Genomic DNA, 20,204 nt, shown 5'->3' with positions numbered 1-20,204 from the left:
GAAGGGGACAAAACCGACAGAAAGGGACACGGCGCGTGCCATCCTTCCCACAGGAGCCCTCGCGACGATCGGTGGAGGACGTCGACCTCGACTCGCTGCTCGCCCTCGTCACCGAGTCCCTCGGCTACACCTGCGTGTTCGCGGCCGACGGCGCCTCCCTGACCATGCGCGGCCCCCGGGAGATCCGGGTCAGGCTGACCGGGTTGCGCAGGGAGGCGGTCCGCCGGGCCCGCGAGGACTGGCCGACGCTCGTCTCCGAGCACCTGGCGCACGCCGTGGCGGGCGGCCCGCTCGACTACTGCGACCTGGAACAGGTCCGGCCGCTGCTGACCACCCGCGTGGAGCCGGCCGGCGAGGTGGCCGACCCCGCCCGGGTGGTGGGCCGCCACCTCAACGGCGACCTGGTCGAACTGCTCGCCGTCGGCGACCGCCCGGTACGGCCCGAGGAGGCCGGCTGCTGGCCGGTGCCGGCCGCGCGGGCGCTGGAGCTGGCCGTGTCCAACGTGCGGCTCGGCGTGCGGCTGACGACCGAGTCCGTCGAGCTGTCCGGCACCCCGGTCACCCGGCTCACCGCGGCCACCCCGGCCGCCGCGACCCACCTGCGCTGGCTGGAGGAGTATCTCCCGGTGCCCGCCGACGGGGCGCTGGTCGTCCTGCCCGACCCGTACACCCTGCTCGTCCACCCGGTTGACGGGATCGGCGTGGTGCGCGCGATCGAGCGGCTGCGCGTGCACGCCGCCCGTACCGGCGGGCTCAGCTCGCAGGTCTACTGGTGGCACGACGGCCGGCTCGCGCTCATCAGGGCCGACATCGAGCTGCGGCAGGGCCAGACGAGGCTGGTCGTGGCCCCGCCGCCGGAGTTCGCCGAAGTGCTCGCCAGGCTGGCCGTCTAGGGCTCACATGAGCTTCGACAGCGCCCGCGCCGCGTGGATCAGCGGGACGTGCGAGAACGCCTGCGGGAAGTTGCCCACCAGCCTGTCGTAGCGCGGGTCGTACTCCTCGGCCAGCAACCCGACGTCGTTGCGCAGCGCCAGCAGCCGGTCGAACAGCTCGGCCGCCTCCTCCTTGCGCCCCTGCATGGCCATGACCTCGACCAGCCAGAAGCTGCACGCCAGGAACGCGCCCTCGCCGCCGGGCAGCCCGTCGACGTCGTTGTCCTCGGCCACCGGGTAACGCAGCACGAAACCGTCGGCCATCAGCTCCTTCTCGATGGCCGCGACCGTGCCCGTCACCCGGGGGTCGTCGATCGGCAGGAACCCGAGCATGGGGATGAGCAGCAGCGCCGCGTCCAGCTCGTGGGAGCCGTAGGACTGGGTGAAGGTGTTGCGGTGCGGGTCGTAGCCCTTGTCGCAGATCTCGGCGTGCATCTTGTCGCGCGCCGCGCGCCAGCGGTCGGCCGGGCCGGTGCGGTCGAACCGCTCGACGTACTTGACCGCCCGGTCGAGGGCCACCCAGCACATCACCTTCGAGTGCACGAAGTGGCGGCGCGGGCCGCGCACCTCCCACAGGCCCTCGTCCGGCTCGTCCCAGTGTTCCTCGACGTAGTCGAGCAGCTTCCGCTGGATCGACCAGGCCCGCTGGTCCGGCCCCAGACCGGAGGTACGGGCGAGGTACAGCGAGCTCATCACCTCGCCGTACACGTCGAGCTGGAGCTGGTCGACCGCCTGGTTGCCGATCCTGACCGGCCGGGAGCGCTCGTAGCCGTCGAGCCAGCCGAGCTCCAGCTCCGGCAGCCGGCGCTCGCCCGCGACCCCGTACATGATCTGCAGGTCCTGCGGCCGGCCCGCGATGGCGCGCAGCAGCCACGCCCGCCACGCGGCGGCCTCCTCCAGGTAGCCGGAGCCGATGAGCGCGTCCAGCGTCATGGTGGCGTCGCGCAGCCAGCAGTAGCGGTAGTCCCAGTTGCGCACGCCACCGATGTCCTCGGGCAGGGAGGTGGTGGGCGCGGCCACGATGCCGCCCGTGGGGGCGTAGGTGAGCGCCTTGAGCGTGATCAGGGAGCGGATCACGGCGTCGCGCCACCTGTCCGGCCCCTGGTAGGAGCAGGCGCCCACCCAGTCGCGCCACATGACCTCGGTCTGCACGAGCTGGTCCTCGCACTCGATCTGGGGCGGCATCGGCTCGTGTGACGGGTGCCAGGTGAACACGAACGGCAGCCGGTCGCCCGCCTTCACCTCGAAGGTCGCGGTGTGCGCGTAGTCGCCGCCGCGCAGCGGGATCGGGGAGTGGAGCCAGGCCGAGTCGGGGCCGCCGACGGCCTGCAGGTGGCCGCCGTTGCGGCGCATCCACGGCACGATCCGGCCGTAGTCGAAGCGGACCCGCAGCTGGGTGGACATCTCGACGGTGCCCGACACCCCCTCCACGATGCGGACCACGTCGGGGTTGACGTCGCGCGGCGGCATGAAGTCGATCACCCGGACGGTGCCGGTGGGGGTGTCCCACTCGCTCTCCAGGATCAGCGTGTCAGGCCGGTAGCGGCGCCGGTCGGCCGGCCGCCTGCCGGTCGGGCCGAGCCACCAGTGTCCGTTGCGGTCGTTGCCCAGCAGGGCGGCGAAGCAGGCTGGGGAGTCGAACCTGGGCAGGCAGAGCCAGTCGATGGAGCCGTCCCTGCCGACCAGAGCCGCCGACTGCATGTCACCGATGAGCGCGTAGTCCTCGATCCGCATGCCCCGACACTAACCTCAATCGAGCGGGAACCAGCGGGTGAAGAGCTGGGTGAGCGGTCCGATGGCGAGCGCGAAGGCCAGGGTGCCGAGCCCCGCCGTGCCGCCGAGCAGCCATCCGGCGGCCAGCACGGTGATCTCGATGAGGAACCGGCTCAGCCGCACCGAGAGGCCGAGCTTGGTCAGGCCGGTCATGATGCCGTCACGCGGGCCCGCGCCCATCCTGGCGCTGATGTACAGGACCGTGGCCAGCGCGACGGACGTCACGCCGAGCGCGACGTAGAGCCAGCCGACGACCGGGTGCCCGGGGGAGGGCAGCAGGTGGAGCGCGGCGTCGGCGAACAGGCCGATGAAGATCACGTTGCTGATCGTGCCGAAGCCGGGCCGCTGCCGCAGCGGTATCCAGAACAGCATGACCACCGCGCCCACTATGATGATCATGGTTCCGATGGAGAGGCCGGTCCACAGCGCGGTCCCCTGGTGGAAGACGTCCCAGGGGCCGTTGCCGAGGCCGGATTCGATCTGGAGCCCGATGCCGCCCCCGTAGAGCGCCAGGCCGCCGTAAAGGCGGAGCAGGCGTCCGGGCAGGGAACCGGCATGCGGGATGGTCGCTTCGCTCATGATGACCTCACCGTGGCACACAGCCGGTTTGCCAAGACAGGGCCAATCCTGAAAAGTGGCCTTATGCGGTTTCTTTCGGCAGGTCAGGTGGCCCGGCTCGTCGACGCCGGCCCGCACGCGCGGCCCTACTACCGGGCGCTCGCCGACGCGATGCGCGCCGCCGTCATGGGCGGGCAGATCCCGGTCCGGGTACGCATGCCCGCCGAACGCGACCTGGCCAGGACGCTCGGCGTCAGCCGCACCACCGTGACCGCCGCCTACGACCTGCTGCGCGAGCGCGGCTTCCTGGAGAGCAGGCAGGGCTCGGGAAGCTGGACCGCGCTGCCCGACCCGGCCGTCACCGCCGACAACCCGTGGCTCGCCGTCGACGGCGAGGGCCTCATCCAGCTGCACGCCGCCGCCCCGCCCGCGCCGTCCGCGCTGCGCGCGGCCATGGCGCAGGCCGTCGAGGAGGTGCCCAGGTACGGCATGGGCAACGGCTACCACCCGCTCGGGCTGCCCGTGCTGCGCGAGCGGATCGCCGCCCGCTACACCGAGCGCGGCCTGGCCACCCGCCCGGAGCAGATCCTCGTCACCACCGGCTCGCAGCACGCCATCATGGTGGTGCTCGGCGTGCTGGCCGGCGCCGGCGACGCGATCATCGTGGAGTCGCCCACCTACCCGCACGCCATCGACGCCGCCCGCCGGCTCGGCGCCCGGGTCACGTCCGTCGGCGTCTCCTCGGGCGGCTGGCCGGAGGACCTGGTCTCCGGCGCGATGCGGCAGGCCGCCGCCCGGCTCGCCTACCTCATGCCCGACTTCCAGAACCCGACCGGCGCGCTCATGGACGACGCCACCAGGTCCGCCGTCGTGGGCGCCGCCAGGCGGGCCGGCACCTTCCTGCTCGTCGACGAGACCTGGTCGGAGCTGGCCCTGGACGAGGTGCCGCGCACCGCGCCGATGGCCGCGTTCGACACCGGTGGCACGGTGATCAGCATCGGCTCGGCGTCCAAGCTGTGGTGGGGCGGGCTGCGCATCGGCTGGATCCGCACCACGGCCGCGCTCGCCCGCCGGATGGCGCAGCACCGGGCGTCGGTCGACATCGCCAGCCCGGTGCTGGAGCAGCTCGTCGTGGCCGCGCTGTTCGAGCGCCTGGCGCAGACCAGGGCCGAGCGCCGCCGCACGCTGCGCGCCTCACGCGACGCGCTCGTGACCGAGCTGCGCGCACGGCTGCCGGGCTGGGAGTTCGCGGTGCCGCCGGGCGGCGGCACGCTCTGGATCCGGCTCGACTCCGGCTCGGCCGTCTCCCTCGCCGAGGCCGCCGCCTGTCATGGCGTACGGATCGCGCCCGGCCCCTGGTTCGGCCTGGAGGGGACGCTGGACGGCTACCTGCGGCTGCCCTTCACCCAGCCGCCCCAGGTGCTGAGGGAGGCGGTCACCCGGCTGCACACGGCCAGGCGCCTCGGCCTGACGGGGGCGGTGCGCAGGCCGGACGCGCTCAGCCCCATGGTCTGAGCGGTCATTCGCCGACGCCGCGGGCCAGGGGGGCGCGCCAGTTGTACCGCATCGCGGCGATGCGCAGCCCGAAGGTCAGCACCGCCGCCCCCAGCGCCACCGGCCAGCCGTTCAGCCCGGCCCACGACATCCCGGCCATCGCCGCCGAGCCGATGAGCGCGGGGACCGCGTACAGCTGCCTGTCGTACAGCAGCGTGGGGATCTCGCCCGCGAGCACGTCACGCAGCATGCCGCCGCCCACGCCGGTGGTGACGCCGAGCAGGGTGGCGTGCAGCGGGCTGAGCCCGTACTCCATCGCCTTGGCGGTGCCGACGGCGCAGAACAGGCCGAGCCCGGCCGCGTCCAGCACCAGGATGAGCGGCATCACCCGGGTCACGTGCGGATGCCAGAAGAACACCACGGTCGCCGCCGCCAGCGGCACCAGCACGTAGCCGAGACTCTGGAAGGCCACCGGGGAGACGTTCAGCACCAGGTCGCGCATGATGCCGCCGCCGAGCGCGGTGATCTCCGCCAGCACCGCCATGCCCACCACGTCCAGACGCTTGCGCACCCCCATCAGCGCGCCGGTGAGCGCGAAGACGAAGATGCCGACGAGATCGAAGAGTTCTGCCACGCTGGACTGTCTACCGGACCGGCGGCATCGCGGGTGGCGCGTGGTGCTCGGCCATCATGGCGCGCAGCTTGCGGTTGAACGCGAACAGCCCCAGCCCCGCGACGATCGCCATCGCGGCCAGCAGCAGGTAGTAGGCCGGTTCGGACATCACGTCGCCGAGCCGCCCGGTCTGCCCGCCGACCGCGTCGCCCACCGACACCGCGATGAACCAGACCCCCAGCATCTGGCCCTTGAACGCCCGCGGAGCCAGCTTGGTCGTCACCGACAGCCCCACCGGGCTGAGCGCCAACTCGCCGAACACCTGCACCAGGTAGACCAGCACCAGCCACCACACCGACACCCGGCCGCTCTCCGCCAGGTTCGCCGCCATCGCCATGACGACGAAGCTCAGCCCGACCATGACCAGCGCGAAGCCGAACTTCTGCGCCGTGCTCACCCGGTCGCCGAGCTTCACCCACAGCGCCGCGAACACCGGCACGAAGATCATGATGAAGAGCGGGTTGAACGACTGGGTGGTGGCCGCGTGGATCGGAATGCCGAACAGCGACAGGTCGGTGTTGTTCTCGGCGAAGAACAGCAGCTTGCTGGGCGCCAGGTCGTAGATCATCCAGAAGATCGAGGCGGCGGCGAACAGCCAGATGTAGGCCTTCATCCTGGACCGCTCGTCCTCGCTCAGGTCGTGCGCGCCCAGCATGATGTAGCCGAAGTAGGCGATCGGCACGGCGATGATCACCGCCGTCATCACCGCGGTGAACCGGCCGAGCGTGAACGTGCCCGTCGCCGCCCAGGCGCCCAGCGCGATCGCGACCGCCACCGCCACCCCCGCCGCCGTCAGCCCGACCCGCCGCAGCTCGTGCGGGTGCAGCGGGACCTCCGGCCGGTCGCCGACCCCGCGCAGGCTGACCCGGCCGCCGATCGTGTACTGCAGCAGGCCGAACGCCATGCCGACGGCCGCCGCGCCGAAGCCCAGATGCCACCGGTCGCCGGCCGCCAGCGAGCCGACCACGATCGGCGCGAAGAACGCGCCCAGGTTGATGCCCAGGTAGAACAGCGAGAACCCGGCGTCCCTGCGCGCGTCGTCGTCCTCCGGGTACAGCTTGCCCACCATGACGGAGATGTTGGGCTTGAGCAGCCCGGTGCCGAGGACGATCAGCAGCAGGCCGAGCCAGACATAGGCGGGCGAGGAGACCGGGACGGCCATGCTGATGTGGCCGCACATGATGACGAACCCGCCCCAGAACACCGACCGGCGCGCGCCCAGGATCCGGTCCGCGATCCACCCGCCGGGCAGCGCCACCAGGTAGATCAGCGCGCCGTAGATGCCCACCACGGCCTGCGCGGTCTCCTGCGACAGGCCCAGCCCCTGATGGGCGGGGGAGGCGACCATGAACGTCGCCAGGATGGCGCGCAGCCCGTACCAGCTGAACCGCTCCCACATCTCCGTGCCGAACAGAGTCGCAAGCGCCCACGGGTGACCGAAGAACGTCTTGCCGTCGTTGCTCATCCGGGCCCTCCGGTCACAGGAAGCACGTGAATAATCACTGTACGTGACGGCTTCTCCAGATACTTGCCGCTACTCGCGCCGTATGGTGCGATGCATCCCAGCTGCGCAAGTGATTACTGACTGAAGGCGGGTGTCATGGCCGACGTCCTCGAGGTGCGGGCGGAGATCGAACGTTCCATCGCCGGGCTCACCCTGTGCGAGCAGTTGAGAAAGACCGCCGAACAATACCCCGACGCCCCCGCCTACTCCGATCCGGACGGCGACGGCTGGTCCACCCTCACCTACGGCCAGGCCAGGGAGCGGGTCCTGGAGATCGCGGCCGGCTTCGCGGCCCTCGGGCTGGAGCCCGGCGACGCGGTCGCGCTCATGATGGTCAACCGGAGCGAGCACGTGCTCGCCGACCTCGGCGCGGTGCACGCCGGAGGCGTCGGCTGCACCATCTACGGCACGTTCGCGCCGGACCAGGTCGCCTTCGTGGCGGGCGACGTGGCCGCCAAGATCGCGGTGATCGGCGGGCCCGCCGAGCTGGCCCGCTGGGAGCCGTCGCTCGACCGGCTGCCGGACCTCCGCAAGATCATCATGCTGGAGGGGGCGCCGGAGGGCGACCGCTTCATGTCCTGGCAGGACTTCCTCGACCTGGGCCGCGCCCGGCTGGCGGAGGACCCCGCCGCGGTCGAGGCCCGCTGGCGGGCCGTCACCGCCGGCGACCCCGTCACCGTCCTCTACACCTCGGGCACCACCGGCCAGCCGAAGGGCGTCCCGCTCAGCCACGCGAACGTCTTCTACGAGGTGGCCTGCACCGACCGGATGGCGAACCTGCCGCTGGAAGGCACCCAGATCTCCTATCTGACGTACGCGCACATCGCCGAGCGGGTGCTGAGCCTGTACCTGCCGCTGGTCAAGGTCTCCCACGTCTACTTCTGCACCGACCTGGCCAACCTCGGCGCGACGCTCGGGCAGGTCAGGCCCGTGCTGTTCTTCGGCGTGCCGCGCGTGTGGGAGAAGATGATGGCCCGGCTGCTCGCGGTCATGTCCACCCAGCCGGAGGAGCAGCAGGCCGCCGTGCGCCAGGCCATGGCCGCCGGCGTCGCCTGGGTGGAGGCCGGACAGTACGGCCACACCATGACGCCGGAGATCGAGGCCGCGTACGAGAAGGCCGACAGCTCGCTGCTGTCGATCATCCGCGGCATGATCGGGTTCGACCGCGCGGAGTGGACCGCCACCGGCGCCGCGCCGCTCCCCGGCGAGGTGCAGCGCTTCTACGCCGGGCTCGGGCTGAAGGTCATCGACGTGTACGGGATGACCGAGACGACCGGGGCGTTCACCGGCAACGCCCCCGACTGCTACCGCCTGGGCACCGTGGGCAGGGCCGAGCCGGGCGCCGAGGTCCGCATCGCCGAGGACGGCGAGATCCTCACCCGGAGCCCGCTCAACACCAGCGGCTACCTCAACCGGCCGGAGGCCACGGCCGAGCTCATCGACGCCGACGGCTGGGTGCACACCGGCGACATCGGCACCGTCGACGAGGACGGCTTCTACCGGGTGGTCGACCGCAAGAAGGAGCTCATCATCACGGCCGGCGGGGAGAACATCTCGCCCGCCGAGATCGAGAACCACCTCAAGGAGCACCCGCTGATCGGCCAGGCGCTCGCGTACGGCGACCGCCGCCCCTACCCGGTGGCCATCCTCACCCTCGACGGCGAGATCGCCCCCAGCTGGGCGCAGTCGCGCGGCATCTCCTACACCACGCTCGCCGACCTGGCCGAGCACCCGGACGTGCTCAAGGAGGTGGGCGGCGCGGTGGAGACGGCCAACGCGAAGCTGGCCCGGGTGCAGCAGATCAAGAAGTGGGCGCTGCTGGGCACCGAGTGGACGCCCGAGAGCGAGGAACTGACGCCCAGCCTCAAGCTCAAGCGGCGGGTGGTGCACAGCAAGTACGGCGATCTGATCGAGAGCCTCTACACCGGCTGAGCCGGTTTTGCCATCAGGGGCGTGTGTCGTGGCCCCGGTCATGGCCGAGCGGTTCCTACCGTCTTGCGCATGATCAGATGCCTACTTCTCGCCTCGTTCGCGGCGGCGGCGCTGAGCGTGCCCGCTCCGGCGTCCGCCGCCGAGGACGAGCCCGTCATCAGGGAGATCGACGTACGGCCCGCCGCGCCCGTCGTCGGAGCCGAGGACTCCGTCCGTCTGGTGATCGACGTGGTCGCCAGGGGAGTGAGCGGGCGGCACGGGGTCGTCGTCGAGGTCGAGCCGGGCGCTCCGCCGGGGCCGGTGCTCGACAGCCGCCGGCCGGTCCGGCCGCCCGCCGCGGACGAGCGCGAGGAAGGCCGGTTCCCCCAGGAAGGCCCCGGCGAGCCCAAGTCGAGCGGGTCCATCGCGGCCACGATGGCCTCCCGCCTGGTCACCGACGGCTGGCAGACCTGGCGGTTCCTGCCCGACAAGCGGCTCAACCGCTTCTATCCGGCCGGCACCTGGACCGTGACCGTGACCGCCAGGGGCGAAGGGGGAGCGGAGCGGACCGAGTACGCCTCGTTCCAGCTCAGGCGGGAGACCAGGCTGGCGGCCGTGAAGGCGGAGCGCGACGGTGCGGGCGTGCGGGTGAGCGGCCGCCTGAAGAGGCTGGATCCGCGCGGCTACGCCGGATTCCTGCCGTTCCGCGAGCAGCGGGTCGAGATCCTGTGGCGGCGGGACGCGTCGGACGGCTGGGAACGCGCGGCCGAGGCCGTCACCGACGGCCAGGGCGCCTTCTCGCGCACCGTGCCCGGCCGGGAGGACGGCGAGTGGCGGGTCCGCTACCCCGGGAACGGTCAGCAGGCCGAGGACGACTCGAAGATCCACCAGTTGTAGGGACAGCCGGCGGCGTTGCGGAATCGTGATCGGCTTTACCGCAACTTTTCCTTACCCTTACGCGTCATTGGCGTTGACGCGCCCTGTCGTGGGGCGCGTCCTCCTACGGGGAAGGAAGTCACTTTCATGATGCGACGACTCGCCGCCGGAGTGGCGGCGGCCGCCATGGGCGCCGCGGTGCTCGCCGGCACGGCCACCCCGGCGATGGCCGACGACGGGGGCCGCACGCGCCTGCAGATCGACGTCAACCCCGAGCCCGCGTGGCGCGGTCAGCCGCTGTCGGTCAAGGGCAAGCTCTCGGTGAAGTGCGACGAGGACTACATCGACGGCTTCGTGTCGGTCCACCACGCCGACCACTGCGACGAGACGGGCACCTGGCACCACCTCGGCTGGAAGCGGATCGTCATCCTCTTCAAGCCGGCCGGCAGCGGCAGGTGGGAGCACGTCGACACGGTCAAGACCTACCGTGACGGCTCCTTCCACACCAAGGTCAGGGCCCGCACGTCCGGCACCTGGCGCGGGGTCTTCGAAGGCTCCCGCCACCTGGCGCCCTCCGAGGGCGCCGACTGGGTGAAGGTCCTCGGCCACCGTCACCGCCACTGAGAAACGCACGATGTCGCCCGGTCCCCCCTCGCGGGGCGACCGGGCGATCTACTTTGTAAAGGCGAAGCTCCGGTCGGCCCGGTTGCGGCGGAACCTGCCCAGCCGCTCGAAGTCCAGCTCGTACGCGGCGACGGCGGCCGACGGCTGGGCGGTGAAGAACCCCGCGCCGTCAGCCGGCGACGGGTTCGCCAGGCCGGTCACCCCGGCGCAGGGCTGCCCGTGGTACCCGGCCTCGTGATGCCAGTCGCTGACCGCCACGTACGTCATGAACTCGTACGCCCGCGCCACGCTCATGTGCTCCCACAGGCTGCGCGCCGGGCCGGGCGTGGGCCACTGCGTCACCGAGAACGCGGGCACCACCACCACGTCGGCCGGCGGGCCCGCCAGGCTCCCCGAGTACCACAGGTCGGCGCAGAGCAGCACCCGCACCCGGCGGCCGGCCACCTCGAAGCCGTCCCCGATCGGCGCGGGCACGACCCCGTCGTCCCGCTCGACCCCGTACGGGTGGGACTTGCCGTACCCGGCCAGCACCTCGCCGGACGCGGAGACCGCCAGACCCTGGTTGACCTTGCCGGCGCCGGCGGGCGCGTAGTGGGAGCCGCCCACGACGGCGGCGCGGGCCCGTGCCGCCAGGCCGCGCAGCCGCTCCAGGTACTCCCGCCGCGGCAGCTCGGAGCCGGCCAGCTCGGGGAGCACCACCAGGTCGGCGGGCGGGGCGCCGGTCAGCAGCGTCTCGACGGCGGTGAGGTTCGCGTGGCCGTCGGGGGACCAGCGGGAGGGCTGGACGAGGAGGATCCGCACGAATCCGCTCCTTCGGGGGTTTTCCTCGCATCATGCCAGGCGGCCCCGAGGCGGCCTCGGGCCGTCCCCCCGCTGAACCCGGGTCTGCCCTGGCGCGTACCTTCTCACGTTCTGTTCAGGTGCCATGGAGGTGTCGTGGAGCTCAGCCTTTTGCGTGCCCAGGCGCACAGCCCTTCGTACTTCTCGTTGCTGCGCGGCTCCGACGGCCAGCGCCCGCCGGTGGACTTCTGCATCCCGTGCAACCCGTACTTCCCCACGCCGGAGATCTTCGAGCACCTGGGGAGGAACCTGGAGACGATCCTGAAGTTCTACCCGAGCGGCGCCGACACCATCACCGCCGAACTGGCGGCCACGATGGGACTCCACCCCAAGACCGTGGCCATGGGCAACGGCTCCACCGAGCTGATCACCTGGATCGACCACCTGCTGGTGCGGGAGAGCCTGGCGATCCCCATCCCCACCTTCGGCCGCTGGACCGACCAGCCGATGGAGACCGGCAAGCGGGTCGACATGTATCCGCTGCTGGAGAGCCGGGGCTTCGCGCTCAACGTCAACGACTACGTGTCGTTCATCCGTACCCGCGGCTCCCGCGTCGCGGTCATCTGCAACCCGAACAACCCCGACGGCGGCTACCTGCCCAAGCACGAGGTGCTGCACCTGCTCGACCAGCTCATCGACCTCGACCTGGTGATCGTGGACGAGTCGTTCGGCGACTTCGTGGACGCCGAGCCCTACCCCGGGGTGGCGGCGGAGGCGGCGGTGCGGCCGAACGTGATCGTGCTGCGCAGCCTCGGCAAGAACTTCGGGCTGCACGGCATCCGCTTCGGCTACCTGGTCGCCAACCCGGCGCTGGCCGGGAAGATCGCGGACGCGCTGCCCAAGTGGAACCTGAACTCGTTCGCCGAGGTGGTCGTGTTCATGATGAAGCAGTGCATGGGCGAGTACCAGGAGAGCCTGCGGCGGCTCGCCCAGGACCGGCGCGCCATGTACCACCAGCTGTCGTGCATGCCGGAGCTGACGGTGTTCCCGTCGCAGGGCAACTTCCTGCTGGTGAAGCTGCCGTCCGGCTTCGACGGGGTGCCGCTGCGCGACCACCTGCTCGCCGAGCACGGCGTGTACGTCCGCGAGTGCGGCAACAAGCTGGGCACCACCAGCCGGTTCCTGCGCCTGGTGGTGCGCCCTCAGGAGGACGTGCGGCGGCTGCTGGTCGGCATGACCCAGTTCCTCTACTCGGGGAGCCTGCACGAGGTGCCGGTGATCGGGGTGCACCACCGTCACCCGAACTCGCTGTCGGCCTGACAGGCCTGGTAGGTCTGGGGGGCGCGGCGGCTGACATGCCGCGGCGCCCCGCGGTGGGAGTCGCGAGGCGCCGCGGTCTCCTCCACACGCCGCGTGAGGAGAAGCTCAGCAGGCTGTCAGCGGGCGGCGAAGTTCTGGGTCCAGTAGATCTGGCCCGAGGAGTTCTTCACGGCGCCGACGCCGATCAGGTTGTACGAGCAGTTCATGATGTTGGCCCGGTGACCCGAGCTGTTCATCCAGGCCTTGACCACGTCGGCCGGCGTGCGCTGGCCCATGGCGATGTTCTCGGCCCAGCCGCGGCCGCCGGTGAAGCCGGCCTGCCGGATGCGGTCCATGAACGAGCGGCCGTCCTGCGAGGTGTGGCTGAAGTAGCCGTTCCTGGCCATGTCCGAGGAGTGCCCGGCGGCGGCCTTGTTGAGCTGCGCGTCGTGCTTGAGCGCCTGGCAGCCGCCCTTGGCGCGCTCGGCGTTGGTGAGGCGGACGACCTCGTTCTCCTCGGCCGTGCCCACGGTGCCGGGCGACGAGGTCGTGGTGGGCTGGGGAGCCTGGGTGGCGGTGCGGGTGGGGGTCGGCCTGGGCGTCTGCGTCGCCGTGCGGGTCTGGGTGGGCGTCGGCCTCGGCGCCTGCGTGGCGGTGCGGGTGGCCGTCGGAGCGGGCTGGGGAGTCCTCGTCGCGGTGGGGACCGGCGTGGCGGCCAGGTCGCACTCCTTCACGCGGACCGCCCGGGACTTGCCCGCGTGGCCGCGGTAGTCGGTGGCGACGGCGTAGTACGTGCCCGGCGCGCACGCCATCGCGACGGTGACGCGAGGGCTGCGGCCCCGGTCGGCGCCGCTCTTGAGGATCCGGTCCTTGCCCGGCACCGCTCGCAGGATGCGCACGCGTACCGTGCCGTAGGTGTAGCAGCCGCGCAGGGCGGCGGTCGCCCGGATCTTGCCGTCGTCGGCGAGACGCGGCTTGGTCACGGAGACGCGGCAGGCCGACTGGGGCACCGTCGCGGCGTTCGCCGTGGCGACGGGTGCCGAGAGCGCGGCCGCGCCCACGAGGCAAGCGAGTACCCCTAAGGGTCTACGCATGGGGGGATTCCTTCCAGTTTGCGGTAGAGAGGCTGGATGGATTCCGCATTCTGCCGAGTCCGTCTCGCCTTTGTCACCAAAAACCGGATATTTGTGTAAACCAAAGGGGCCTCTCAGGCGTCTGGGACGCCTGCGAGAGGCCCCCTTCTCATGGGGATACGCGGACAGGTGGGACTCGGTTCACCACTGCCGCCGTCGAACGCGCGGCCACCGGCCCGCGCGGAGGCCGGTCAGCCGAGCCCGAAGGCGTCCAGGAGCCCGGCGATCCTGAGCTGGTCGAAGACCCGGGGGGTCGGGTTGACCACCCTGAACCCGGCCTCGACCTCCCACGCCGACTTCATGGCGTCGACCAGCACGCCGACGCCGGAGGAGTCGAGGAACGTCACCTCGCCCATCTCGACCCGCACCGCGCGGGGCCGCCGCGCCGACACCGCGGAGGAGATCGTCTCCCGCACCCGCGCGGCGTTCGTGAAGTCGATGTCGCCGCGCAGCACCACGGTCAGCGTCCCGTCCGTGACCTCGCCCACCGAAACCACGTCCATGTCGCGTTCGCCTCCTCGGAGCCTGGGCGAGCCTCGCCTGCTTGCCCGTACGCTGCCATACTCGGCCGCGTCCGGTCGAACCGGCCCGGCGCGGCGTCCGCGCCGGGCTTCCCCCACCGCTGTCTATCATCGGGACCTCCGCACCGCTACGGCGGGCTGCCGGTCGATCGTGCGGAGGGACGCCGCCGCCCCCGCCCGGCGAGGTGCGGGCGGGGGCGGCGGCGTGTGCGGGGACGGCCGGGCGGCCGGTCAGCGGGCGCCGAGCAGGTGGTCCATCGCCAGCTGGTCCAGGCGCTCGAACGCCATGCCGCGGCCGCCCGCCGCGTCCGCGTCGAACTCCTCGAAGGCGGTGCGGTCGGCCAGCAGGTCCGCCAGCGACTCCCCGTCCGCCAGCGTCGGGCGGGCCAGGTCGTCCAGCCGGGCCGCCCGCAGCGCCTCCTGCACCTCCGGGTCCGCGCGGAACGCCGCCGCGCGCTCCTTCAGCAGCAGGTACGTCCGCATGTTCCCGGCCGCCGAGGCCCAGACGCCGTCGATGTCCTCGGTGCGCGGCGGCTTGAAGTCGAAGTGCCGCGGGCCGGTGTATCCGCCGGTCTCCAGCAGGTCCACCACCCAGAACGCGTCGCGCAGGTTGCCGGCGCCGAACCGCAGGTCCTGGTCGTACTTGACGCCGGTCTGGCCGTTCAGGTCGATGTGGAAGAGCTTGCCGTGCCACAGCGCCTGGGCGATGCCGTGGGTGAAGTTGAGCCCGGCCATCTGCTCGTGGCCGGTCTCGGGGTTGACGCCGACCAGCTCGGGATGGGCGAGCTCCTCGATGAACGCCAGCGCGTGGCCGACGGTGGGCAGCAGGATGTCGCCGCGCGGCTCGTTCGGCTTGGGCTCGACCGCGAAGCGCAGATCGTACCCCTGGCCGAGCACGTACTCGCCGAGCAGGTCGAAGGCCTCCTTGAGCCGGTCCAGGGCCACCCGCACGTCCTTGGCCGCGCCGGACTCGGCGCCCTCGCGCCCGCCCCACGCCACGTACACCTTGGCGCCCAGCTCGACGGCGAGGTCGATGTTGCGGATGGTCTTGCGCAGCGCGTAGCGGCGCACGTCGCGGTCGTTCGCGGTGAACGCGCCGTCCTTGAAGACCGGGTGCGTGAACAGGTTCGTGGTCGCCATCGGCACCACGAGGCCGGCCGCGTCCAGCGCCTGGCGGAAGCGCTTGACGTGGCCCTCGCGCTCGGCGTCGGTCGAACCGAACGGGATGAGGTCGTCGTCGTGGAAGGTCACGCCGTACGCGCCCAGCTCGGCGAGGCGGTTGACGCTCTCCACGGGGTCCAGCGGGGCGCGGGTGGCGTCGCCGAACGGGTCGCGGCCCTGCCATCCGACGGTCCACAGGCCGAACGAGAACTTGTGCTCCGGGCGGGGAGTGAGGCTGTCAGTCATCGGACTCCTATTCGTAAGGGCAAAAAACAAATTAATATGCGGGAGCGCGGTAGGGAAGCCCACAACCGGGAGGCACCATGTCGGCACAGCGCGTCGTCATCGGCATCGACAGCTCCACCCAGTCGGCGAAGGCCGTCGCCGTGGACGTGGACACCGGCGCGATCGTGGGAGAGGGCCGCGCCCCGCACAGCGTGACCTCGGGCGCGGGCCGCGAGAGCGACCCGGAGCAGTGGTGGCGGGCGCTGTGCGCGGCCGTCGAGCAGACCGGCTGGGCGGGCCGGGCCGGCGCGGTCTCCGTCGGCGGTCAGCAGCACGGCCTGGTCACCCTCGACGAGTCCGGCGCGCCCGTCCGTCCCGCCCTGCTCTGGAACGACGTCCGCTCCGCCGGGCAGGCGGCCGCGCTGGGCGACAAGTACGGCCCCGAGTCGCTCGCCCGGCGCACCGGCAGCGTGCCGACGGCGGCGTTCACCATCTCCAAGTGGCTGTGGCTGCGCGAGAACGAGCCGCACCACGCCGCGCGGGCCGCGGCCGTCCGGCTGCCGCACGACTACCTGACCGAGCGACTGACCGGCGAGGGCGTCACCGACCGCGGCGACGCCTCCGGCACCGGCTGGTGGACACCCCAGGGGTACGACACGGACCTGCTGCGCGACATCGGGCTCGACCCGGCGCTGCTGCCCCGGGTCGTCTCGGGACGGGCGGGCACCGTACGGGCGGGCGGGCCGCTGCCCGAGGGCACCCTCGTCGCCTCGGGCACCGGCGACAACATGGCCGCCGCGCTCGGCCTCGGCCTCGAACCCGGCACCCCCGTGCTCAGCCTCGGCACCTCCGGCACCGTCTACGCCGTCACCCGGCAGCATCCCGAGGACCCGACCGGCATCGTCGCCGGGTTCGCCGACGCGCTGGACAACTGGCTGCCGCTGGCCTGCACGCTCAACTGCACCCAGGCGATCGACAAGATCGCCGCACTGCTCGGCCGGGACCGGGAGGCGGTCGAGCCGGGCGGCGACGCCGTCGTGCTGCCGTTCCTCGACGGCGAGCGGACCCCCAACCTGCCGCACGCCGCCGGGCTCGTGTACGGGCTGCGTCACGACACCACCGCCGGGCAGGTGCTGCAGGCCGCCTACGACGGCGCCGCCGCGGCCCTGCTGGCGGCGCTCGACGACGTGCTGCGCGCCGGCGGCGAGCGGCCCGACCCGGCCACGCCGCTGCTGCTCATCGGCGGCGGCGCCAGGGGCGCCGCCTGGCGGCAGACGATCCTGCGCCTGTCCGGGCGGCCGGTGCTGGTGCCGGCGGCGGCCGAGCTCGTCGCCCTCGGCGCCGCCGCCCAGGCCGCGGCCCTCCTCACGGGCGAGGCCCCGGACGCGGTCGCGCGCCGCTGGGGCACGGCCCGCGGCGAGCTCCTGGAGCCGGTGCCCCGGGACGTCGCGGCGGTGGAACGCATCGCCGGCACCCTGCCCCGCGCCGGCCAGCTCTTCACCCGGCTCTGATGTCGGAAGAACCGCCATGCGTCCCCACCGGCTCTGATCCGAGAGAACCGCCATGCGTCCCTTCCCCCGGCCCCACGCCACCGGCCCCCCTGCCCGCCCAACCCTCCACCCCCCGCCCCTCGTACCCGACCCCCGCACCCTCCCTGGTCCGTCTTCCCTCCTGTACCGGCGCGGAGACCTGCTGACCACGCCGGGAGCCCTCGCACGCTGTCCCCGGCCACGGCGCGTACGCTCCCTGCTCCGGGCCGCGTGCGTTCCCTGCTCTGGTCCTTCGGTCAGGACCGGGTACGCCGCCTGCTTCGGTTCTTCGGTCCGTGCGATGGGGGCAGTGCTGGGGATGCCCGCCGGTCTTGGCCATCCGGCGTGGGCTGTGTGGGGCGCTCCCCACTCCGGTTTTCCGCCCGCACGAGTACGCTCCCCGATCTGGTTCTTCGGTCTGTGTGATGGAGGGTGACGCGCGGGTGACCGTTGGTCTGGGTTTTTGGTGGGTGCGCCCGGATGTCTGGTTGTTGCTTCGGTACGGTTTGCGCCGTTGGGGGTGGTCGGTCAGGTGAGGTCGTTGTTCGGGGGAGGTCCGGGGTGAGAGGCGGGACGCGGCCCGCGTCGCAGCGGAGCATGCGGCAGCACAACCTGGCCCTGGTCATGGGCACCGTCGCCGGGCGCGGCCCGGTGTCCAGGGCGGCCGTCGCCGGGCACACCGGGCTGACCAGGGCGGCCGTGTCGAGCCTGGTCGACGAGCTGTTCGCCGCCGGGCTGCTGACCGAGCTGGGACCGGCCGCCAACGGGCGGGTCGGGCGGCCGGGCAGCGCGCTCATGGTCAGCGACCGGGGTCCCGCCGGGCTCGGGCTGGAGGTCGGCGTCGAGCACCTGGGCGTGTGCGTGACCGACCTGCGCGGCCAGGTACGCGCCTGGACGGTGGTGGACAGCCCGAACGCCGCTCTGCCGCCCGCCGAGGTGCTCGCCCGGCTGTCCGCGCTCGCCGACGACGCGACGGCAGACGTGGCCGGGCTGGGGTTGCGGCCGGTGGCGGCGGTGATGGCCGTGCCCGGTCTGGTCGCCGACGCCTCCGGCACCGTCGGGAGCGCCCCCAACCTGGGCTGGCACGACGTCCCCGTGGCGGACCTGTGGCCGGGCGCGCTGCCGCCGCGGGTCGAGAACGAGGCCAACCTGGGGGCGCTCGCCGAGCTCTGGGCGCACCCGGTGGCGTCCGACTTCATCCACGTCTCGGCGGAGAGCGGCATCGGCGCCGCCCTGGTGGTGGGCGGCCGCCTCTTCACCGGCGCACGCGGCCTTGCTGGCGAACTGGGCCACATGCCTGTCCACCCCGACGGCCCGCCCTGCTCCTGCGGCGCCCGCGGCTGCCTGGAGCAGTACGCCGCCAAAGCCGCCGTCCTCCGCACCGCCGGCCTCCCTTCCCCCTCCGCCCCCACCACCCCTGGGGTAGAACCTCGGATGACGGCCCTTTCACCTGACCTGGGTGCCGCGCCGGCGAGGCAGCAAGCGGCTCCTTCCGGTTCCGGGGACCCTCCGGCGACGTCTTCCGGGAGCGGGGGCACTCCGGCGGATTCTCTCTACGATTCAGGCGCCCCCGGGCGGCAGGCGGCTCAGCCTTACGGCGTGGCTGCCGGTGAGGCTGGGCACCGCGAGGCGGCTCCTTCCTCCGGTTCCAGAGGCCCGGGGGCAGGGCTCCCGGCGGCTCCTCCGTACGGGCGCAGGGGCGTCTCGGCAGAGGGCCGTGCGACGGTTCCCGATGCGCACGAGGCGGGGCTTCCGGCGGTTTCCTCTGATCCCGGGACACTCGTGGCGGGCCTCCTGATGGATCGCGATGCGCCCGGGGCGGGGTCTCGCGGATCGGGGGGACGGATGCCCGGTCCCGATGGGATCGGGTTGCTGGCTGCGCGGGCGCGGGAGGGGGACGCGCGGGTGGTGGCGGCGCTGGAGGAGGCCGGGAGGGCGCTGGGGACGGCGCTGGCCGGGGCGGTGAATCTGCTCGACCCGGCCGCCGTGGTGCTCGGCGGGGCCTATGCGGAGCTGGGGGAGTGGCTGGTGCCGCCGATACGGCGGGAGCTGGCCGCGCGGGTGACCGTACGGGAGTGGGACCCGGAGGCGCTGACCGTGTCGGAGCTGGGGAGGCGGGGGCCGCTGCTGGGAGCGGCGCTGGCCACGGTGCGCTCGGTGCTGGAGGACCCGGCCGCGCTCTGGGCCTGAACCCCGAGGGTGCTCTCCCGGGCGATCAGCGTGTGGGAGGCGCACACCTCCTGGGGGCGCCGGTCGGGGGCCGGGCCGGCCAGGAGGCCGGCGAGCAGGTCGACGGCCGTCTGGGCGATGCCCGCGCGGTCGGGCGCGATGGTCGACAGCGACGGGGTGGAGAACCGCCCGTCCTCGATGTCGTCGAAGCCGAACAGCGCGATGTCGTCCGGCACCCGCACCCCGCGCGACAGCAGCGTGCGCAGCGCGCCCAGGGCGAGCGTGTCGTTGAAGCAGAAGACCGCGTCCGGCTCGGCCCCGGAGTCCAGCAGATCGGCCATCGCCCGGGCCCCGTCCGCGCGGTGGAAGGCGTCGACGGGCACGACCAGCGCGGGGTCCTCCGCGAGCCCGGCGGCGGCCAGCGCCTGCCGGTAGCCGCGCAGCCGCAGCCGCGCCGTCGCCCCGGACGCGGCCTGGCGTGCGCCTATCGCCGCGATGCGGCGCCTGCCCAGCCCGGTCAGGTGCGAGGTGGCCTCTTCCGCCGCGGCCACGTTGTCGATGCAGACATGGTCGTACGCGGTGCGCCGCCGGCCGATCCGCTCGCCGAGCAGCACCATCGGCGTGTGGTCGGCGCGCTGGGCGAGGTCGGCGGCGGTGAGCGCGAGCGGGCTGAACAGCAGGCCGTCGATGAGGTGGGCCCGGATGCCCGACACGACCAGGCGCTCCTTGGCCCGGTCGCCCTGCGTCTGGTCGATGAGCACGGTCCAGCCGTGCCGGTCCGCGGCGGTGATCACGTTGGTGGCCAGCTCGGCGAAGTAGGGGATGTCCAGGTCGGGCACCGCCAGCGCGATCACCCCCGACCGGCCCTGCCGCAGGTTGCGCGCGGTCAGGTTGGGCCGGTAGTTCAGCTCGGCGATGGCCCGCTCCACCCGCTCCCGGGTCTCCGGCTTGACGAACGGATAGCCGTTGACGACGTTGGAGACCGTCTTGATCGACACTCCGGCGAGCTCGGCGACGTCCTTCAGTCGTGGCTGCACAGAGG

General features: G+C 72.6%; 16 protein-coding genes and 1 pseudogene. 8 read left to right on the top strand and 9 right to left on the bottom strand.

What is annotated here, in order from left to right; all coding sequences use genetic code 11:
* Positions 1–35: 35 nt before the first annotated feature.
* Positions 36–893: a hypothetical protein gene (locus tag ACIBF7_RS35230; protein WP_397199072.1), complete on the top strand. Its 858-nt coding sequence runs from the start codon at positions 36–38 to the stop codon at positions 891–893.
* A 3-nt stretch (positions 894–896) separates the two neighbouring features.
* Here ACIBF7_RS35230 and ACIBF7_RS35225 read toward each other — a convergent pair whose 3' ends face one another.
* Together ACIBF7_RS35225 and ACIBF7_RS35220 are read right to left on the bottom strand one after the other, a co-directional pair.
* Positions 897–2,666, bottom strand: coding sequence for a glycoside hydrolase family 15 protein (locus ACIBF7_RS35225; protein WP_397199070.1), 1,770 nt, complete (start codon positions 2,664–2,666; stop codon positions 897–899).
* Positions 2,667–2,681: 15 nt separating this feature from the next.
* A complete protein-coding gene (locus ACIBF7_RS35220; RefSeq protein ID WP_219547725.1) occupies positions 2,682–3,284 on the bottom strand; it encodes a YitT family protein in 603 nt (200 codons plus the stop codon).
* Positions 3,285–3,347: 63 nt separating this feature from the next.
* Between ACIBF7_RS35220 and ACIBF7_RS35215 the strand changes: the two genes are divergently transcribed.
* Positions 3,348–4,778, top strand: coding sequence for a PLP-dependent aminotransferase family protein (locus ACIBF7_RS35215; RefSeq protein WP_148031323.1), 1,431 nt, complete (start codon positions 3,348–3,350; stop codon positions 4,776–4,778).
* Between the two features lie 4 nt (positions 4,779–4,782).
* Here ACIBF7_RS35215 and ACIBF7_RS35210 read toward each other — a convergent pair whose 3' ends face one another.
* Together ACIBF7_RS35210 and ACIBF7_RS35205 are read right to left on the bottom strand one after the other, a co-directional pair.
* On the bottom strand, positions 4,783–5,391 hold the full coding sequence (locus ACIBF7_RS35210) for a trimeric intracellular cation channel family protein (protein WP_148031324.1): 609 nt from the start codon (positions 5,389–5,391) through the stop codon (positions 4,783–4,785).
* A 10-nt stretch (positions 5,392–5,401) separates the two neighbouring features.
* Positions 5,402–6,895: a peptide MFS transporter gene (locus tag ACIBF7_RS35205; protein ID WP_397199069.1), complete on the bottom strand. Its 1,494-nt coding sequence runs from the start codon at positions 6,893–6,895 to the stop codon at positions 5,402–5,404.
* Between the two features lie 135 nt (positions 6,896–7,030).
* On the opposite strand from ACIBF7_RS35205, the gene ACIBF7_RS35200 reads away from it, so the two are divergent.
* From ACIBF7_RS35200 to ACIBF7_RS35190, 3 genes are all read left to right on the top strand, one after another.
* Positions 7,031–8,866 carry an AMP-dependent synthetase/ligase gene (locus ACIBF7_RS35200; RefSeq protein ID WP_397199068.1) on the top strand — a complete coding sequence of 612 codons (1,836 nt, stop codon included), beginning with the start codon at positions 7,031–7,033 and terminating at the stop codon, positions 8,864–8,866.
* 69 nt (positions 8,867–8,935) lie between these two features.
* Positions 8,936–9,742 (top strand): hypothetical protein, encoded by an 807-nt coding sequence (locus tag ACIBF7_RS35195; protein WP_397199067.1) that lies wholly within the window; start codon positions 8,936–8,938, stop codon positions 9,740–9,742.
* A gap of 126 nt (positions 9,743–9,868) precedes the next feature.
* Positions 9,869–10,345 carry a hypothetical protein gene (locus tag ACIBF7_RS35190; RefSeq protein ID WP_364230567.1) on the top strand — a complete coding sequence of 159 codons (477 nt, stop codon included), beginning with the start codon at positions 9,869–9,871 and terminating at the stop codon, positions 10,343–10,345.
* 48 nt (positions 10,346–10,393) lie between these two features.
* Here ACIBF7_RS35190 and ACIBF7_RS35185 read toward each other — a convergent pair whose 3' ends face one another.
* On the bottom strand, positions 10,394–11,146 hold the full coding sequence (locus tag ACIBF7_RS35185; protein ID WP_397199066.1) for a carbon-nitrogen hydrolase family protein: 753 nt from the start codon (positions 11,144–11,146) through the stop codon (positions 10,394–10,396).
* Between the two features lie 135 nt (positions 11,147–11,281).
* Between ACIBF7_RS35185 and ACIBF7_RS35180 the strand changes: the two genes are divergently transcribed.
* Positions 11,282–12,445 (top strand): histidinol-phosphate transaminase, encoded by a 1,164-nt coding sequence (locus ACIBF7_RS35180; protein WP_271275634.1) that lies wholly within the window; start codon positions 11,282–11,284, stop codon positions 12,443–12,445.
* 116 nt (positions 12,446–12,561) lie between these two features.
* Here ACIBF7_RS35180 and ACIBF7_RS35175 read toward each other — a convergent pair whose 3' ends face one another.
* From ACIBF7_RS35175 to xylA, 3 genes are all read right to left on the bottom strand, one after another.
* Positions 12,562–13,518 carry a CAP domain-containing protein gene (locus ACIBF7_RS35175; protein WP_271275635.1) on the bottom strand — a complete coding sequence of 319 codons (957 nt, stop codon included), beginning with the start codon at positions 13,516–13,518 and terminating at the stop codon, positions 12,562–12,564.
* 230 nt (positions 13,519–13,748) lie between these two features.
* Positions 13,749–14,060 (bottom strand): STAS domain-containing protein, encoded by a 312-nt coding sequence (locus ACIBF7_RS35170; protein WP_148031332.1) that lies wholly within the window; start codon positions 14,058–14,060, stop codon positions 13,749–13,751.
* A 249-nt stretch (positions 14,061–14,309) separates the two neighbouring features.
* A complete protein-coding gene (gene xylA, locus ACIBF7_RS35165; protein ID WP_345482948.1) occupies positions 14,310–15,485 on the bottom strand; it encodes a xylose isomerase in 1,176 nt (391 codons plus the stop codon).
* Positions 15,486–15,562: 77 nt separating this feature from the next.
* On the opposite strand from xylA, the gene xylB reads away from it, so the two are divergent.
* Positions 15,563–16,975 carry a xylulokinase gene (gene xylB, locus ACIBF7_RS35160; RefSeq protein ID WP_345482950.1) on the top strand — a complete coding sequence of 471 codons (1,413 nt, stop codon included), beginning with the start codon at positions 15,563–15,565 and terminating at the stop codon, positions 16,973–16,975.
* Positions 16,976–17,554: 579 nt separating this feature from the next.
* Positions 17,555–19,183 (top strand): ROK family protein, encoded by a 1,629-nt coding sequence (locus ACIBF7_RS35155; RefSeq protein WP_271280500.1) that lies wholly within the window; start codon positions 17,555–17,557, stop codon positions 19,181–19,183.
* A 20-nt stretch (positions 19,184–19,203) separates the two neighbouring features.
* On the opposite strand, the pseudogene ACIBF7_RS35150 reads toward ACIBF7_RS35155, so the two are convergent.
* Positions 19,204–20,199, bottom strand: a pseudogene (locus ACIBF7_RS35150) (LacI family DNA-binding transcriptional regulator); the annotation flags it as partial.
* Positions 20,200–20,204: the final 5 nt, after the last annotated feature.

Source organism: Nonomuraea sp. NPDC050478 (genome assembly GCF_044458265.1).
GTDB classification, from domain to species: Bacteria; Actinomycetota; Actinomycetes; order Streptosporangiales; family Streptosporangiaceae; genus Nonomuraea; species Nonomuraea ferruginea.
Note: the sequence above shows the minus strand (reverse complement) of the source record. Positions and strands in the feature narration are given on the sequence as shown.